The 16954-nt window shown below is 70.3% G+C and carries 18 protein-coding genes and 1 pseudogene; 11 read left to right on the top strand and 8 right to left on the bottom strand.

Going from position 1 to position 16954, the window contains the following annotated elements:
* Window positions 1-16 precede the first annotated feature (16 nt).
* Entirely contained in the window at window positions 17-1267 is a 1251-nt protein-coding gene (locus AB0I98_RS14930; protein WP_362940660.1) for an MFS transporter, read from the bottom strand.
* A gap of 171 nt (window positions 1268-1438) precedes the next feature.
* On the opposite strand from AB0I98_RS14930, the gene AB0I98_RS14925 reads away from it, so the two are divergent.
* A complete protein-coding gene (locus AB0I98_RS14925; RefSeq protein WP_362940657.1) occupies window positions 1439-2200 on the top strand; it encodes a phosphoglyceromutase in 762 nt (253 codons plus the stop codon).
* Window positions 2201-2210: 10 nt separating this feature from the next.
* On the opposite strand, the gene AB0I98_RS14920 is transcribed toward AB0I98_RS14925, so the two are convergent.
* A complete protein-coding gene (locus AB0I98_RS14920) occupies window positions 2211-3101 on the bottom strand; it encodes an alpha/beta hydrolase (RefSeq protein WP_362940655.1) in 891 nt (296 codons plus the stop codon).
* Complete coding sequence (locus AB0I98_RS14915) at window positions 3098-3724, bottom strand: dihydrofolate reductase family protein (protein WP_362940652.1); 627 nt, start codon at window positions 3722-3724, stop codon at window positions 3098-3100. Before AB0I98_RS14915 ends, AB0I98_RS14920 begins: the two co-directional genes overlap by 4 nt.
* A gap of 419 nt (window positions 3725-4143) precedes the next feature.
* Between AB0I98_RS14915 and AB0I98_RS14910 the strand changes: the two genes are divergently transcribed.
* Window positions 4144-4590 carry a VOC family protein gene (locus AB0I98_RS14910; RefSeq protein ID WP_362940649.1) on the top strand — a complete coding sequence of 149 codons (447 nt, stop codon included), beginning with the start codon at window positions 4144-4146 and terminating at the stop codon, window positions 4588-4590.
* A gap of 70 nt (window positions 4591-4660) precedes the next feature.
* Here the strand turns inward: AB0I98_RS14910 and AB0I98_RS14905 are convergent, their stop codons facing one another.
* The 3 genes from AB0I98_RS14905 to phoU all read right to left on the bottom strand — a co-directional run bounded on the left by AB0I98_RS14905 (window position 4661) and on the right by phoU (window position 6042).
* Entirely contained in the window at window positions 4661-4909 is a 249-nt protein-coding gene (locus AB0I98_RS14905; protein WP_210577794.1) for an SCO4226 family nickel-binding protein, read from the bottom strand.
* A gap of 125 nt (window positions 4910-5034) precedes the next feature.
* Window positions 5035-5199, bottom strand: coding sequence for a hypothetical protein (locus tag AB0I98_RS14900; protein ID WP_301982014.1), 165 nt, complete (start codon window positions 5197-5199; stop codon window positions 5035-5037).
* A 141-nt stretch (window positions 5200-5340) separates the two neighbouring features.
* Window positions 5341-6042, bottom strand: coding sequence for a phosphate signaling complex protein PhoU (gene phoU / locus AB0I98_RS14895; RefSeq protein WP_362940646.1), 702 nt, complete (start codon window positions 6040-6042; stop codon window positions 5341-5343).
* Window positions 6043-6277: 235 nt separating this feature from the next.
* Between phoU and AB0I98_RS14890 the strand changes: the two genes are divergently transcribed.
* The 3 genes and pseudogenes from AB0I98_RS14890 to AB0I98_RS14880 form a co-directional block, all read left to right on the top strand.
* Entirely contained in the window at window positions 6278-7558 is a 1281-nt protein-coding gene (locus AB0I98_RS14890; RefSeq protein ID WP_362940643.1) for an ATP-binding protein, read from the top strand.
* A complete protein-coding gene (locus AB0I98_RS14885) occupies window positions 7555-8235 on the top strand; it encodes a response regulator transcription factor (protein WP_015659563.1) in 681 nt (226 codons plus the stop codon). Before AB0I98_RS14890 ends, AB0I98_RS14885 begins: the two co-directional genes overlap by 4 nt.
* A 114-nt stretch (window positions 8236-8349) precedes the next feature.
* Window positions 8350-8421, top strand: a pseudogene (locus tag AB0I98_RS14880) (DNA-binding response regulator); the annotation flags it as partial.
* A gap of 70 nt (window positions 8422-8491) precedes the next feature.
* On the opposite strand, the gene AB0I98_RS14875 reads toward AB0I98_RS14880, so the two are convergent.
* A complete protein-coding gene (locus AB0I98_RS14875; RefSeq protein WP_362940640.1) occupies window positions 8492-9157 on the bottom strand; it encodes a copper chaperone PCu(A)C in 666 nt (221 codons plus the stop codon).
* Window positions 9158-9737: 580 nt separating this feature from the next.
* Between AB0I98_RS14875 and AB0I98_RS14870 the strand changes: the two genes are divergently transcribed.
* The 6 genes from AB0I98_RS14870 to AB0I98_RS14845 all read left to right on the top strand — a co-directional run bounded on the left by AB0I98_RS14870 (window position 9738) and on the right by AB0I98_RS14845 (window position 16054).
* Entirely contained in the window at window positions 9738-10220 is a 483-nt protein-coding gene (locus AB0I98_RS14870; protein WP_003953493.1) for a CarD family transcriptional regulator, read from the top strand.
* A gap of 292 nt (window positions 10221-10512) precedes the next feature.
* On the top strand, window positions 10513-11265 hold the full coding sequence (gene ispD / locus AB0I98_RS14865) for a 2-C-methyl-D-erythritol 4-phosphate cytidylyltransferase (protein ID WP_362940637.1): 753 nt from the start codon (window positions 10513-10515) through the stop codon (window positions 11263-11265).
* Complete coding sequence (gene ispF / locus AB0I98_RS14860) at window positions 11255-11746, top strand: 2-C-methyl-D-erythritol 2,4-cyclodiphosphate synthase (protein ID WP_362940634.1); 492 nt, start codon at window positions 11255-11257, stop codon at window positions 11744-11746. The genes ispD and ispF overlap by 11 nt, the downstream gene beginning before the upstream one ends.
* A 104-nt stretch (window positions 11747-11850) precedes the next feature.
* Window positions 11851-13251: a cysteine--tRNA ligase gene (gene cysS, locus AB0I98_RS14855; protein WP_362940631.1), complete on the top strand. Its 1401-nt coding sequence runs from the start codon at window positions 11851-11853 to the stop codon at window positions 13249-13251.
* 100 nt (window positions 13252-13351) lie between these two features.
* Window positions 13352-14293 carry a 23S rRNA (guanosine(2251)-2'-O)-methyltransferase RlmB gene (rlmB, locus tag AB0I98_RS14850; RefSeq protein ID WP_362940628.1) on the top strand — a complete coding sequence of 314 codons (942 nt, stop codon included), beginning with the start codon at window positions 13352-13354 and terminating at the stop codon, window positions 14291-14293.
* A 123-nt stretch (window positions 14294-14416) separates the two neighbouring features.
* Window positions 14417-16054, top strand: a complete 1638-nt coding sequence (locus AB0I98_RS14845; RefSeq protein ID WP_362940753.1) for a DoxX family membrane protein — start codon at window positions 14417-14419, stop codon at window positions 16052-16054.
* A 137-nt stretch (window positions 16055-16191) separates the two neighbouring features.
* Here the strand turns inward: AB0I98_RS14845 and AB0I98_RS14840 are convergent, their stop codons facing one another.
* A complete protein-coding gene (locus tag AB0I98_RS14840; protein ID WP_210577803.1) occupies window positions 16192-16932 on the bottom strand; it encodes a nucleotidyltransferase family protein in 741 nt (246 codons plus the stop codon).
* Between the last annotated feature and the right edge of the window lie 22 nt (window positions 16933-16954).

Here is a 16954-nt window from a genome sequence, read left to right as displayed (position 1 = left end):
CGACTTCTTTTGCGAGTCAGGCGGCTTTGACCTCTGTTTTCGCGGGGGACGCCTCCTGCGCCGGGTCCTCCGACGGAAGCCCCCGCATCAGGACGCCGTACCCGATCCCCGCCACCGTCCCGATGACCGCGCACAGCCCCCACAGCCACTCCGCACCCCACCGGTCGATGACGACACCGGACATCAGCGGCGCGACGAGGGAGGCAACCGCCCAGGACATGGTGTACATGCCCTGGTAGCGCCCGCGCCCGTGCACCGGAGATAGGCGGACGACGAGGCTGGTCTGGGTCGGGGCGTTGACGATCTCGGCGAGGGTCCAGACGCAGACGGTGAGGGCGAAGACGCCGACCGAGCCGGCGAAGGCGGTGAGGCCGAAGCCGTAGCCGGCGAGGAGGGCGGAGATCACCAGCAGGCGCCCTGGGTCCCGGTGTTCGATGTAGCGGGTGACCGGGATCTGGAGGACGACGATCAGGACGCCGTTGACGGCGATGGCCAGGCCGTAGTCGGCCGGGGTGAAGCCGGCCTCGCCCATCGCCACCGGCAGGCCCACCATGCCCTGCTGGAAGATCAGGGCGATCAGGAAGGACAGGCCGACGACGCCCATGAAGCGGCCGTCGCGCAGGACCGTGCCGAGGCCGGTGTCGTCCGCCGCCTTCTCGGCCGCGGTGCGTTCGGGGCGGGACTCCGGCAGCTTCAGGAAGACCACGATGGCGCAGATCATGGTCATGCCCGCCTCGATGAGGAAGCCGGCGAGATAGCTGAACTCGGCGATGAAGCCGGCCGCCATGGAGGAGACGGCGAACCCGAGGTTGATGGCCCAGTAGTTGAGGGAGAAGGCCCGGACGCGGTCCTCGGGGCGGACGATGTCGGCCATCATCGCCTGCACGGCGGGCCGGGAGGCGTTGCTGGCCATGCCGACCAGGAAGGCGACGGCGGCGATGGCGAGGGGGTGGTGCATGAACCCCAGCAGCGCGACCGAGAGGGCCGTGGACGCCTGCGCCACGAGCAGCGTCGGCCGCCGCCCGAGCCGGTCCGTCAGCACGCCCGCGCCGACGGAGGAGACGACTCCGCCGAGTCCGTGGAGGGCGGCGACCAGACCGGCGTACGTGGCGGAGTAGCCGCGGTCGAGGGTGAGGTACAGCGCCATGAAGGTGGCGACGAAGCCGCCGAGCCGGTTGACGAGGGTGCTGGTCCACAGCCACCAGAACTCGCGGGGGAGTCCGGAGACGGTTTCTCGGGCGGCGCGTCTCAGAGAGGCGAGCGACATCGGGTCCCCCACGGCAGTCAGCCGGCTGTAAGTGCCTGTAAGCGGCTCAGGCGGTGAGCACAACTTACGAGGACGCTGTCGCGCGGGGCCACTGAATTAACAGATCCCGTCAACCGTCCGGTCCGCGGGCGGCCGTACAAGCGATCAAAGCCTTCGATTACGCTCGGGCGCATGGCCGACGCACCGTACAAGCTGATCCTCCTCCGCCACGGCGAGAGCGAATGGAACGCGAAGAACCTGTTCACCGGCTGGGTGGACGTCAACCTCAACGAGAAGGGCGAGAAGGAGGCAGTCCGCGGCGGTGAGCTGCTCAAGGACGCCGGTCTGCTTCCCGACGTCGTGCACACGTCCCTCCAGAAGCGCGCGATCCGCACCGCGCAGCTCGCGCTGGAGGCCGCCGACCGCCTCTGGATCCCGGTCCACCGCACCTGGCGCCTGAACGAGCGTCACTACGGCGCCCTCCAGGGCAAGGACAAGGCCCAGACGCTCGCCGAGTTCGGCGAGGAGCAGTTCATGCTGTGGCGCCGCTCGTACGACACGCCTCCGCCGCCGCTGGACCGCGACGCCGAGTACTCGCAGTTCGACGACCCGCGCTACGCGACCCTCCCGCCGGAGCTGCGCCCGCAGACGGAGTGCCTCAAGGACGTCGTCGTCCGCATGCTCCCGTACTGGTTCGACGGCATCGTCCCCGACCTCCTCACCGGCCGCACGGTCCTGGTTGCGGCCCACGGCAACTCCCTGCGCGCCCTCGTCAAGCACCTCGACGGCATCTCCGACGCCGACATCGCGGGCCTCAACATCCCGACGGGCATCCCGCTCTCCTACGAGCTGGACGCCGACTTCAAGCCGGTGAAGCCCGGCGGCACTTACCTCGACCCTGAGGCTGCTGCGGCGGCGATCGAGGCGGTCAAGAACCAGGGCAAGAAGAAGTAACCCTGACTGATCAAGCCCCCTGCCTGCGGGTTGTCCGCGGGTGGGGGGCTTTTTGGTGGTACCCGAGCGTGAGCATCGCCTCGGCGACCGCGTCCACCGCCGCATCGGGGATCGCGGTGGCGGCCTCCTCGAGGACGAGCAGCCGCGCCCCGGGGATCTCGCGTGCGATCGCCTCGCCGTTGCCGACGGGGAAGAACCGGTTGCGGCGGCCGTGGACGACGAGGGTGGGGATCTCGATCTCGGGCAGGCGCTCGCGCCAGCGGGGTGTGCAGTCGAGCCTGGAGAACACCATGCCCAGTTGGTTGGCCATCTGGATCGGGGGTGCGGTGCCGGGCGTGCGGTCCCAGATGCGCGCGGCGATCGTGCGCGCGGCGGCGGGGTCGTCGCCGCGGATCTCCGCGCCGGCGGCGGCGAACTCGGCCACCGCCTCGCGGTCGGTCCAGTCGGGCATCGGATGCGCGAACAGCCGGCTCATCGTCGCCTGGTCATGGTCGGGCAGGTCGTCGTCGCTCGGGCCGGGTGCGACCGCGCGGGTGCCGGCCAGGGTGAGCGCCGAGAACGCGCCCGGGTGGTCGAGCGCGGCCACCTGGGCGACCATCCCGCCGACGCCGATCCCCGCGACGTGCGCGGGGGCGCCGCCGAGCGCGTCGGCAAGGGCTGCCGCGTCGGCGGCGAGGTCACGCAGCGTGTAGTCGGGCGCCTCCGGGTCCGCCGTCGTCGACTCTCCGCTGTCGCGCAGGTCGTAGCGCACCACGCGGCGTCCGCCGGCGGCGAGGCGCTCGCACAGCGCGTCGGGCCAGGAGAGCATCGTCGGCCCGCCCGCGAGCAGGACGAGTGGCGCGTCGTCGTCGCCGAACGACTCGATGCCCAAGGCGATCTCATTGACGTCGACGGTGATCATCGGATCACCTCCAGGACGTCGTACGTCAGGTGCGTCGCGGTCGAAGTCGACGTCACGCTCCGCTGCGCCAGCATGCGCGGCGGTCCGCCGGTGAACAGTGGCGTCCCGGCGCCCAGTACGACGGGTGCGAGGTGCAGCGTCAGCACGTCGACCAGCCCGGAGTCGAACGCCGAGCGGACCGTGGCACCGCCGCCCATGAGGACGACGTCGAGATCCTTGCCGCTGTCCGACGACGCCGCCTCGGCACGCTCGCGCGCGGCGGTGACAGCGTCGGGCAGCCCTGTGGTGACGAACGTCCAGTCGAGGTCGGTCAGCCGCACCGCCTCGGGCGGCGAGCTCGTAACGACGACGAACGCGGGCTTGCCGACCTCGCCGGCACCGTAGCCCGTCTTGTCGTCCCACCCGCCCGGCCCGTCCACCACGTCGAAGAGCTTGCGGCCAAGGACGACGGCGCCCGAGCGCGCGGTCGCCTCGCCCAGGACCCGGCGGTCGTCGGGGTCGTCGGAGAACGCCCATTTGTGCAGGGCCTCACCACCGGTGCCCAGACCGTTGTCCGGGCCGGGGTCGGGCCCGGTGACGAAGCCGTCGAGGGACACCGAGATGTCAGCGATGATCCGAGTCATACCAGGGCAGACCCGCGCCACCGCCCAAACTCATCGCTCACACCACTTCAAGCCGCCGCCTCCGCCAGGCGCTGAAACGCCTCGGTGGTGCGCGGGTGGGCGATCTCGTCGAGGAGGTGGCGCCACTCGGGGTCGGGGAGGGTGGGGTGGGCCTGGTCTCAGGCGGTGAGCAGGAGGGTGAGTTCGGTCTCGTCGGGGGCCTCGGGAAGGGCAGCCGTCGTCGTGCTGGTCTGTGTGGAGAGCAGCGAGTTCATGGGAGGTTCCTTCCGGATGAGGACTGCCGGCCTCGGGGACCTGCTGGGTTCTACGATGTCGCCGTCCGCCCGTCCGAACCATGGAGTGCCCTACCGAGTCGCGAGTGCGGGTAGCCCCAGCCCGTTCGTACGGCATTCCCGCCCCGCTCGCGGCACAGTGGACGTATGGACGCAGTGGACGCGCATCACACGAACCTGTTGGCCGGTGCGACACCGGCGACCCGGCTGCCCGCGCAGGATCTGGAGCGGGCGCGGCGCTTCTACTCCGAGCGGCTCGGTCTTGAGCCCGTCGAGGAGCGGCCCGGCGGGCTGAAGTACCGGACCGGTGGTGTGGAGTTCATCGTGTTCGAGTCGACGGGATCCGCGCCCGGCACTTTCACCCAGATGGCGTGGAAGGTCGACGACATCGACGCGGTCGTCGCCGAACTCAAGGCGCGCGGCGTGGAGTTCGAGGACGTCGAGATGCCCGCGCTGTACGGCGGCGGGCGGACCGTGGACGGGATCCTCGAAGTCGAGGGCAACTACCCGAGCACCGGCGCACGCGGCGAGCGCGGTGCCTGGTTCCGGGACAGCGAGGGAAACCTGCTTGCCATCGGAGCGCCGGTGATGTGAGCCGGGCGAAGGTCATCCCCGTACCCTCGCCCGGTGTCCGGTGGTGGCGCGAACAGCTGCGGTCGGGCGGTCAGATCGACAGCGGAACCTTGTGGACCTCGTCCGCCTTGTGCCCCGCCCGCTCGTGAATGCGCTGGACCGCTTCGGCCGAAGGCGCCTCGGAGAGGCAGTAGACGATGCCGGACTCCGGGTCCGCCCAGGCCCGCTCGAAGTGGACGCCCTCTTCCTTCTCGATGGCGAGGTCCGCCTGGTGGGCCTCCCTGAGCTGTTCGGCCGTAATGCCCTTCATCCCGGTGTGTACGTCCATGAACTGAGCCATGGCCTCGCACCTCCTTCTCGCCCGTGCGCTGCGCGTGCTGTTCCTCCATGCTGCGCCCGTACGGCCGTACCAACCAGCGCAGGGGCCCCGGTGTGATGCCGGGGCCCCTGCGAAGAACGGGTCGGTCAGCCGCACTGGCACGGATTGCCGGACTGGCATCCGCACTGGCAGCCCGAGCCGCAGCCGCACGCGCCGATCAAGGTCAGGCTCTTGATCTCGGCGGGCTGCTCGGTCGGACGTTCCTGGGTGGGGTCGGGTGTCGTACCGGAGATGCTGGGGGATTCGGCCATGGTCCCTCCTCAAGGCTGGAGCCTGTGCCCATTCCATGCCCGCCCAGCCGGTCGCATCAACGGCGCACGGAGGCTCTGACGCACGCCCCCGTGCGAAGGTCTCAGGCTCCCGCGCGGAGTCTCAGGGGCCCGTGCGAATTCTCAAGAGCCCTCGGTGCCCGTCACCGGCTGGATGTCCGGCTGGATGTCGGGCTGGAGCTCGTCCGCGTGCTCGCCCGTGACCAGGAACACGACGCGCTTGGCGACCGCCACGGCGTGGTCGGCGTACCGCTCGTAGTAGCGGCCGAGCAGGGTGACGTCGACGGCGGTCTCGATGCCGTGCTTCCACTTCTCGTCCAGCAGGTGCTGGAAGAGCGTGCGGTGCAGCAGGTCCATCTCGTCGTCGTCCTGCTCGAGCTGCATCGCCAGGTCGACGTCCTTGGTGATGATGACCTCGGCGGCCTTCGCCATCAGGCGCTGGGCGAGCTGGCCCATCTCCAGGATGGTGGCGTGCAGGTCGTGGGGGACCGCGCGCTCCGGGAAGCGCAGCCGGGCCAGCTTGGCCACGTGCTGGGCCAGGTCGCCCGAGCGCTCCAGGTCGGCCGACATCCGCAGCGAGGTGACAACAATGCGCAGGTCGGTCGCCACCGGCTGCTGGCGTGCCAGCAGGGCTATGGCCCTGGCCTCGAGGTCGTGCTGGAGCTCGTCGACCTTCTTGTCGCCCTCGATGACGCTCTCGGCCAGCTTCAGGTCGGAGTCGAGGATCGCCGTCGTGGCGCGCCCGATCGCTGATCCGACCAGCCGGGCCATCTCGACCAGACCGTCACCGATCGAGTCGAGTTCCTCGTGGTACGCGTCCCGCATCAGGGTTCCTCTCGTACGTCTGTTTCAGTGGCAGCCGGGGGCCGGGCCCGGTGCATCAGGTCCTGCTGAAACCGGCGCTTCGCACCCCACGCTTCCACGTTCCGGCCCGTACGCGTCCGTTTTCGCCATCCCAAATGAACCAACCCTAGCTCCAAGGTGAACTCTGGGCGACGAGTGTTCGAGGTCGCACTCCGATGGCTGTGGGCATGGACTATCCCATGCCTAACCTGGATGCATGGACGTGAACGCGGCGGTCGCCGCAGCGGCAGCGATCGCCGGTGTGCTCACCGGTGTCATCGCCATGCTGGCGTTCCGCTGGAGCGAACGCGACCAGAAGCGACCCACGAGAACCTCTCTGCACACCGACCCGGTCCTGCCACCGGGCGTCGACACGGTGCTGTCCGTGCTGCGCTCCTCGGCCGTCGTCCTCGACGAGGGGGACGCCGTGGTCAAGGCCAGCTCGGCGGCGTACGCCCTGGGCCTGGTCCGCGGCGGCAAGCTCGCCGTGGAGCCGATGCTGCAGATGGCCCGCGACACTCGGCGGGACGGAGAGATACGCCAGGTGGAGCTGGATCTGCCGAGGAGGGGAACCGGCCGGGGCGAGGCCCTCGCCGTCTCCGCGCGCGTCGCGCCCCTCGGCTCCCGACTCGTACTGCTCCTGGTCGAGGACCTCACCGAGGCCAGACGCATCGAGGCGGTACGGCGCGACTTCGTCGCGAACGTCAGCCATGAGCTGAAGACGCCGGTGGGCGCTCTCTCCCTCCTCTCCGAGGCCGTCATGGACGCCTCGGACGACCCGGAGGCCGTGGAGCGCTTCGCCGGCCGTATGCAGATAGAGGCGACCCGACTGACCAACCTGGTCCAGGAGCTGATCGACCTCTCCCGGGTGCAGAACGACGACCCGCTGGAGGACGCCGAGCCGGTCCGCGTCGACGAACTCGTCGCCGAGGCCATCGACCGCTGCCGGCACGCGGCCGGCACCAAGCAGATCACCATGGCCGCCGGCGGCACCGCCGACCTGCACCTCTGGGGCAACCGCGGCCAGCTCGCCGCGGCCCTCGGCAACCTCGTCGAGAACGCCGTCAACTACTCGCCCGCCCGCACCCGTGTCGGCATAGCCGCCCGCAAGGTGACCGCGTCCGGCGGCGCCCATATCGAGATCGCCGTGACCGATCAGGGCATCGGCATCTCGGAGAAGGACAAGGAGCGCGTCTTCGAGCGCTTCTACCGCGTCGACCCCGCCCGCTCCCGTGCCACAGGCGGTACGGGCCTCGGGCTGGCTATCGTCAAACACGTGGCCGCCTCGCACGGTGGGGAGGTCTCGGTGTGGAGTTCCGAGGGACAGGGCTCCACATTCACCCTGCGGCTGCCGGAGGCGGGTGTCGCCCGCGACCGCGCGACGCAACACTCCGCCCTCGACGACGAGGCCGGACAGTCCGCATCCGCCGTCCCGTCCCCTGATTCCCCTGATTCATCCCAGTACGAACCGCTTCCCGCCCCGGAGGTCCTTCCGTGACCCGAGTGCTCGTCGTCGAGGACGAGGAGTCCTTCTCCGACGCCCTGTCGTACATGCTCCGCAAGGAGGGCTTCGAGGTCGCCGTCGCGACCACCGGGCCCGACGGACTCGACGAGTTCGAGCGCAACGGCGCCGACCTCGTCCTCCTCGACCTGATGCTGCCCGGCCTGCCGGGCACCGAGGTCTGCCGCCAGCTGCGCGGTCGTTCCAATGTCCCGGTGATCATGGTCACCGCCAAGGACAGCGAGATCGACAAGGTGGTCGGCCTGGAAATAGGAGCCGACGACTACGTCACCAAGCCCTTCTCGTCGCGCGAGCTGGTCGCCCGTATCCGGGCCGTCCTGCGCCGCCGCGGCGAGCCGGAGGAGGTGACCCCGGCCGCCCTGGAGGCGGGCCCGGTCCGCATGGACGTGGACCGCCACGTCGTGACGGTCTCCGGCTCCAAGGTCGACCTCCCCCTCAAGGAGTTCGACCTCCTGGAGATGCTCCTGCGCAACGCCGGCCGCGTCCTCACCCGCATGCAGCTCATCGACCGCGTCTGGGGCGCCGACTACGTCGGCGACACCAAGACCCTCGACGTCCACGTCAAGCGCCTCCGCGCCAAGATCGAGCCGGACCCGGGGGCGCCCCGGTACCTGGTGACGGTGCGTGGCTTGGGCTACAAGTTCGAGCCGTAAACCGAGCTTGGTCAGAGCCGCCGGACGGAGTCCGGCGCAGCACCCCGCAGTGCCCGATATGCCGCTACCGCGGCGTGGCCGCGTAGCGGTGCGAGGGGTGCGTCGAGGATGGTGCTCGAGCCGGACCCGGGCGCGCCCGGGTATCTGGTGACGGTGCGCGGTCTGGGCTACAAGTTCGAGCCGTAAACCGATTTCGTACGACGATGAAGGGCGGGACCTCGCTGGAGGTCCCGCCCTTCGTTTCGCGTACGGCCGCTCAGTGGCCGGCGGCCTCGTTCGAGGCGGACCCGGTGGGCGTGGCGCTCCCGGAGGCGGCGTCGCTCGGGGTGGCGTTGCCGGACGGGGAGGCCGACCCGGTGGGCGAGCCGGAGGCACCGTCGCCCGGCTTCGCGGAGCCGCCCGGCGCCGCCGGGACCTCGGTCGGGCCCCAGCTGGAGAAGTAGCTCTCGGCCGGGACGACGAAGGCCTCCAGGCTCACGTCGCCGGTCGTGGAGAAGGTGAAGGTGACCTTCTGGGCGTCGCCGTCCTTCAGGGCCTCGCGGCTGCCGGTGAGGACGGCGGCGGCGTTGTTCTCGCCGCCGAGGATCAGCGAGCCCCCGGCCGGGATGGACAGGCTCTTGCCCTTGGGCGCGGTCAGCTTGGCGGTGCCGGCGCCGTCCACGGTGATGGAGTCGAGCGTCTGCGCCTTGTTGCCGCTGTTGAACACGGTCGCGGCGATCGCTGCCGGGCCGGTCGACTCCTCGTCGGGCTGGGTGATGACGACGGCGTTCTGGATCTTGACGTCCCCGACGGTCGTGGCGGCGTTGTCCGGCTTGACCTCCAGGGTCTGGGCGTTGTTGCCGGCCGCGCACGCGGAGAGCGAGGCGATCGAGAACGCGATGGCGGCGGCGGCGAGGGCGCCGCGTCGAAGGCTGCTGCTCACGGGGGCGGCAACTCCTTGACTCGAACGGGGCGGGCGCGTAAAGCCGCCCTAAGTGTCTGTCAGCGGCCTTAGGCTACCGACCCGTTCCCGCGCGACCGCACCCGACCCTCCCCAAGCGCCCCGCTTCCCTCACCGGGCGGCGCTCGTCGGCCATTCACATAAGTGGCCGAGATCGATCGTCGGCATAGTGGAACCACCGGTGCACAAACTTTCCGTGAAGGAATGCACGGCCGCTCAGATAATTGATCACCGACCGCCGAGCCGGTCTCCTGTGATCAATTCCGGATTCGTCGCACACCCCACTCCACGCACCGAACGGAGTAGCGGAAGTCGAGCACTTGGAACCGGACATATGGGGACGTTCGTCCACTTGGAGGGGCCTCCGGATGTGTGTAACGCGCGCGTTTCACTTCCCCCGGAGAGCCGCTCCGACCTGCGAATACCTTCTTCCACTCGGCCCGCGAAGCACGTTCCTGTTGCTGTTGTCAAGCCCCGAGATATGCCCTGACCTGCGAAAACGCCATTCAGAACCCGCCGTTTCCGTGTTACTCTGGATAGCCACGGAAGGGGTACCTGTCACATGACGTTCAAGGTTGGCGACACCGTGGTCTATCCCCATCACGGGGCCGCGCTGATCGAGGCCATCGAAACTCGCCAGATCAAAGGCGTGGACAAGACCTACTTGGTGCTGAAGGTCGCCCAGGGTGACCTGACGGTGCGTGTGCCAGCGGACAATGCGGAGTTCGTCGGCGTGCGTGATGTGGTCGGTCAGGACGGGCTGGACCGGGTCTTCGAGGTGCTGCGCGCGCCGTACGCCGAGGAGCCCACGAACTGGTCTCGTCGTTACAAGGCAAATCTGGAGAAGCTCGCCTCCGGCGATGTCATCAAGGTCGCGGAAGTCGTCCGTGACCTGTGGCGTCGTGAGCGCGAGCGTGGACTCTCCGCCGGTGAGAAGCGCATGCTCGCCAAGGCCCGCCAGATCCTGGTGAGCGAACTCGCCCTCGCGGAGAACACGAACGAGGACAAGGCCGAGGCCCTGCTCGACGAGGTCCTCGCGTCCTGACGCAGGCGACACGCACGCCGCACTGCCTCAGTACATGGAAATGCCGTGGTGCCCGATGACGTATTTACTGTCGCCGGGCGCTGCGGCATGTTCGCGCCCAGCGCTACCGCAGACACCGCGCGGTGATGTCGTACGCAATCCGTACGCCGAGGATGGGGACCCCCGTACTTGGCGTGCCGGGCCCGGGCAGCTGGCTCGACCGGGGTCACGGAAGGGTTCCGGTCAAGGCGTCGCGCCCGGCACGGTGTGGCCATACCCAAGTAGGCCGAGCACACAAACCTGACAGGAACCGATGTCTGACGATTCGCGCCCTTCGCCCGCGTCCGCCCGCACCGCGGCCGTGATTCCGGCCGCAGGTCGGGGCGTACGCCTCGGTCCGGGCGCCCCCAAGGCACTCCGTGCGCTGGGCGGCACCCCCATGCTGATCCACGCGGTGCGCGCGATGGCCGCGTCCCGTGCCGTCTCCCTCGTGGTCGTCGTGGCTCCGCCGGATGGCGCCGCCGAGGTCAAGTCCATGCTGGACGCCCATGCGCTGCCGGAGCGGACGGACTTCCTCGTCGTGCCCGGCGGTGACTCCCGCCAGGAGTCGGTGAAGCTGGGCCTGGACGCCCTGCCCCCCGAGTACGACATCGTGCTGGTGCATGACGCGGCCCGGCCGCTCGTCCCCGTGGACACGGTGGACGCCGTGATCGAGGCGGTCCGCGAAGGCGCGACGGCCGTGGTGCCCGCCCTTCCGCTCGCCGACACCGTCAAGCAGGTCGAGCCGGCCCCGACGCCCGGCGACCCCGAGCCGGTCGTCGCCACGCCGGACCGCTCCCGTCTCCGCGCCGTGCAGACACCGCAGGGCTTCGACCGGGCGACGCTGGTCCGGGCGCACGAGACGGTGACCGACGACGTCACCGACGACGCGAGCATGGTCGAGCAACTCGGGCCGCGTGTCGTCGTCGTGCCCGGCCACGAGGAGGCCTTCAAGGTCACCCGCCCCCTGGACCTCGTCCTCGCCGAGGCGGTCCTCGCCCGCAGGAGGCTGAACGATGGCTTCTGAGGCGCCGCTTCCCCAGGTCGGCATCGGCACCGACACCCACGCCTTCGAGAACGGCCGCGACCTGTGGTGCGCCGGCCTGAAGTGGGAGGGCGAGGGCCCGGGCCTGGCCGGACACTCCGACGCGGACGTCGTCGCCCACGCGGCGTGCAACGCCCTCTTCTCGGCCGCAGGGCTGGGCGACTTGGGCCAGCACTTCGGCACGGGCCGCCCCGAGTGGTCGGGCGCCTCCGGAATCACCCTCCTCACCGAGGCCGCCCGCATCGTCCGCGACGCCGGCTTCCAGATCGGCAACATCGCGGTCCAGGTGGTCGGCCCCAGACCGAAGATCGGCAAGCGCCGGGAAGAGGCCCAGAAGATCCTGTCGGACGCGGCGGGGGCACCGGTGTCGGTGTCGGGGGCCACGACGGACGGGTTGGGGTTTCCGGGTCGGGGCGAAGGGCTTATGGCGGTGGCGACGGCGTTGGTGGTCAAGAAGGGCTGACTGGTCCGACCTTAAGGGGCGCGGGGAACTGCGCGCCCAGCCCCCACGGCCCCGCACCCGACAACGTTCCCGCACACCCCTCACCGCCTACTACTCTGGACACCGTGACTATTCGCCTGTACGACACCAGCGCCCGGCAGATCCGTGACTTCACCCCGCTCACGCCGGGCTGTGTCTCGATCTACCTGTGTGGCGCCACCGTGCAGGCCGCACCGCACATCGGGCACGTCCGCTCCTACCTGAACTTCGACATCCTGCGCCGCTGGTTCCAGTACCGCGGCTACGACGTCACGTTCATCCGCAATGTCACCGACATCGACGACAAGATCATCACGAAGGCGGCCGAGCAGGGCCGCCCCTGGTGGTCGATCGGCTACGAGAACGAGCGCGCCTTCAACGACGGCTACAACGCCCTCGGTTGCCTGCCGCCGACGTACGAACCGCGCGCCACCGGCCACATCACCGAGATGGTCGAGATGATGCGCGGCCTCATCGAGCGCGGACACGCCTACGAGGCCGACGGCAACGTCTACTTCGACGTGCGGTCGTTCCCGGAGTACCTCCAGCTGTCGAACCAGGAGCTGGACAACCTGCTCCAGCCGTCCGGCGAGGGCGAGACCGGCAAGCGGGACCCGCGTGACTTCGCCATGTGGAAGGCGGCGAAGCCCGGCGAGCCGAGCTGGGAGACGCCGTGGGGACGCGGTCGCCCCGGCTGGCACCTGGAGTGCTCGGCGATGGCGCACAAGTACCTGGGCTCCGCCTTCGACATCCATGGCGGCGGACTCGACCTGATCTTCCCGCACCACGAGAACGAGATCGCCCAGGCCAAGGCCTACGGCGACGAGTTCGCCCGGTACTGGCTGCACAACGCCTGGGTCACCATGAGCGGCGAGAAGATGTCCAAGTCGCTCGGCAACTCCGTACTCGTGTCCGAGATGGTCAAGCAGTGGCGGCCCATCGTCCTGCGCTACTACCTCGGCACCCCGCACTACCGCTCGATGATCGAGTACAGCGAGGAGGCCCTGCGCGAGGCCGAGTCGGCGTTCGCGCGGATCGAGGGCTTCGTGCAGCGCGTCGTCGACCTGGCCGGGGGAGCCGTAGACCCCACTCCCGAGGTGCCGCTCGCCTTCGCCGAGGCGATGGACGACGACCTGGGCGTCCCGCAGGCGCTCGCCGTCATCCACACCACGGTCCGGCAGGGCAACTCGGCGCTCGCGGCCGACGACAAGGAAGCCGCCGTGGCCCGCCTCGCCGAGGTCCGCGCCATGCTCGGCGTCCTCGGCCTGGACCCGCTCGACCCGCACTGGGCCGGGGAGAGCGACCGGGGCGAAGACCTTCACGGCGTCGTCGACAGCCTCGTACGCCTGGTCCTCGACCAGCGTGAAGCGGCCCGCTCCCGCAAGGACTGGGCCACCGCCGACGCCATCCGCGACCAGCTCAACCAGTCGGGCCTGGTCATCGAGGACAGCCCGACGGGCCCGCGCTGGACGCTCGGTCCGCGCTGAGCCTTTCTTGATCGATTGTGCCGCCCGGCCATCCGGGCGGCACACTGCATATACGCACATACGCATGCTCCGGCGTGCTCCGAGAACAGACAGGTAGGTCATGGCAGCCAACAACCGCCGCATGTCCGGCAAGAAGGGCGCGCAGGTCGGCAGTGGCGGCCAGCGGCGCAAGGGCCTGGAGGGCAAGGGACCGACCCCGCCCGCCGAGATGCGCAAGGGCCACAAGAAGAACCGTGTCGCGGGCGCCAAGGCGAAGCAGTCGGTACGGCGCCCCGCGCCCCGCGGCCGTGGCGGCAAGGGCACCTCCGAGATGGTCGTCGGCCGCAACCCGGTCTTCGAGGCGCTGCGCGACGGCGTGCCCGCGACCACCCTCTACGTCCAGCAGTTCATCGACAACGACGAGCGCGTCCGCGAGGCACTCCAGCTCGCGGCCGAGCGCGGCGGCATCCACCTCATGGAGGCGCCGCGCCCCGAGCTGGACCGCATGACCAACGGCCTCAACCACCAGGGCCTCGTCCTCCAGGTCCCGCCGTACGAGTACGCCCACCCCGAGGACCTCGCCGCCGCGGCCGCCGACGCGGGCCAGGACCCGCTCATCGTCGCCCTCGACGGCGTGACCGACCCGCGCAACCTCGGTGCCGTCGTCCGCTCCGTCTCCGCGTTCGGCGGCCACGGCGTCGTCGTACCGGAGCGTCGCGCGGCCGGCATGACCGCCGGTGCCTGGAAGACGTCCGCGGGCACCGCCGCCCGCACCCCGGTCGCCCGCGCCACGAACCTCACCCGCGCCCTGGAGTCGTACAAGAAGGCGGGCATCACCGTCGTCGGCCTCGCCGCCGACGGCGAGGCCGAGATCGGCGATCTGGACGCTCTCGGCGGCCCGGTCGTCATCGTCGTCGGCAGCGAGGGCAAGGGCCTGTCCCGACTCGTCGGCGAAACCTGCGACTTCCGCGTACGGATCCCGATGCCGGGCGGCGCCGAGTCGCTCAACGCCGGTGTGGCAGCGGGCATCGTCCTGTACGAGGCGGCCCGGCGCCGGGTCTGAACACCCGTCCACGGGCTCGCCCGTGCGGGGTAATCCTGGCGTCCAGGACAACCTTGACGCGGTCCGGACACTTCCGGCGAGTCAAAGCAGTGTCCTAACTCCATGTCACTCGGTTAGTTGAGTGTGGACACCAGAACACCCCGCACACCCACGGGGGACCGCTCGTCGGGATACGACGACGCTCCCGCGCTGAGCATGGTGAAGGTGCCGAGCGATCCGGCGCAGGTCATCGTCAATCATGTGAGCTTCCGCGTGCAGTTGGGAGCCTCGACCCGGCGGACTCAATCCCCGCGGGTCGCACGGCACTTGCGCGCCACCGAGGACACCGCCCGCATCCCCGCCGCCTCCGCCCCGGGCACCCGCCGCCGCGCCCCCGTCGTCTGGAGCGGGAAGTCCGACCCGGACGACACCGGCGCGCACCGGCTGCTCCAGGCGGTGCGCGGCGGCAGCGTCCGGCACGGCGAGGAGCCCGCCTCCGACGCCGCGGGAGCCACCCAGGTCATCCCGCGCATCGACGAGGGCGGCTACCGGCACGGCTACGGCGACGACCTCACGGAGCAGACCCTCGAAACCCCGATCGTCGGCGCCCAGCGCAGCAGCCCCGACGCCGGCGAGACCCGGCTCCTGCCCCAGATGCGCTCGGCCGGCAGCGCCTACGACGAACCCGCCTACCAGCGCGAGCGGTTCGACGAGGACCACGGCTACGAGGACGACGACGAGCCGGACACCGACGCGCCGACCAAGCGCCACGGCGACGACCCGGCCCGGCACGCCTACTATCCCGGCCGCCGGATGAACCTCGGCGTCGTCCTGCTCCCGCTGCGCATCTTCCTCGGCTTCATCTCCATCTACGCCGGCATGGGCAAGCTCTGCGACCCCGTCTACTTCGACGGCGGCAAACGCGGCTCCATGACGAAGTGGCTCAACACCCTGCACCCGTGGGAAGTCGCCGAGCCACTGCGCCAGTTCGCCCTCGAACACCCCGTGGGCTCCGGCCTGGTCATCGCCTTCTTCCAGGTCATCGTGGGCGTCCTCACGGTCCTGGGCTGCTGGCAGCGGGTCGCCGCGGTCGTCGGCGCACTGCTGTCGGCCGCGCTGCTGGTCACCGTCAGCTGGAAGAGCGTCCCCGCCTACGACGCCCCCGACATCATCTACCTCGCCGCCTGGTCCCCGCTGATCATCGCCGGCGCCCCCGTCTACTCCATCGACGGCCGTCTCGGCGGCAGCGCCTGGCGCCGCCTCGGCCCCCGCGCCGACATCTGGGAGCTGCGCCAGTACGTCCTGCGCCGCGGCGCCCTCATCACCACCGTCGTCGTCGGCCTCACCCTGCTCGTGGGCTCCCTGCTCGGCGGCGCCGTCCGTGACGCCGACCGCGTGGTCGTCCCCGGCCCCGGCGAGGCACCCCGCAACGAACTCCCGGGTTCCCCGCTCCCGAAGAAGCCCGGCACCAGCGCCCAGGAACGCACCCCGAGCGCCTCCAACCCACCGACCCAGGGCGCCACTTCAGGCACGGCCAGCCCCTCCGGCGCCGCCACCACCCCCGGCGCCACCCGAGACACCGGCACCCTCCCCGGCTCCCCCAGCCAAACCCAGGGCACAGCCGGCCAGGCCCCACCCCAACAGTCCTCCCCAGCCGACGAGGCCCCCAGCACCAGCACGGGCCCCACCTCAGGCGGCACCACCGGCTCCCCAGGCGGCACCGGCGGCGGCGGAGACACCACCCCCGAGGAACCGGGCTTGGTGGGCGGCCTGTTGGGCTAGCCCACTGACTGACACGACGACAGGGTCCGCACTCCATGAGTGCGGACCCTGTTCGTCATACGGGGACTACAGCGCCCCGTTAGGGGCGCGGGGAACTGCGCGACCAGCCCCCACCACCCCGCAGCCGACCGAACAACCTACGCGCCCCCACCCCGCAGCGAACGCAGTTCCTTCGCCGCCTCCGTCAAATCCTTCGCCGTATCAATCGCCCGCCAATACGCCCCCTGCGGAAGCGGAAACCCCGCCAGCCGCCGCTCCCGAGCCAACCGCGGAAACGTCGTCCGCTCATGATCCCCCCGCTCCGGCAACATCCCGGCGAACTCGGGAGAGAACACGTACACCCCCGCATTGATCTCGAACGTCGACGGCGGCGCCTCGATGAAGTCGGTGATGTGACCGAACCCGTCCGTCTGCACAGCCCCCCACGGAATCCGCGGCCGGGCCAGCGCGAGCGTCGCTATGGCGTCCCGCTCGGCGTGGAAGTCGGCCATGTCACGCAGCGAGAACCGGGTCCAGATGTCGCCGTTGGTGGCGTACCAGTGCTGGTCCGGATGGGGAAGGTGCGCGGCGGCGTACTTGAGGCCCCCGCCGCGCCCGAGCGGCTCGGTCTCGACGACGGTCGTGACCCGCACGGGAAGCTCCGCCGACTCCAGCCACTTCTGCAGGACATCGGCGAGGTGGCCGCAGCTGACCACCACGTCCGTGACGCCCTCCTCGGCGAGCCAGACAAGCTGATGGCCGATGATCGGCGTCCCCGTACCGGGGATCTCGACCATCGGCTTGGGCCGGTCGTCGGTGTAGGGGCGCAGCCGGGAGCCCTGGCCCCCGGCCAGGACGACGGCCTGAACGGGGCGGGACGCGGCGTTCGGATCGGTCATGACCCGAACTGTACGTCGCGTC

This window comes from Streptomyces sp. NPDC050211, from assembly GCF_040656035.1.
In the GTDB taxonomy this organism is placed as follows: Bacteria; Actinomycetota; Actinomycetes; order Streptomycetales; family Streptomycetaceae; genus Streptomyces.
This window is presented reverse-complemented; position numbering and strand designations above follow the sequence as displayed.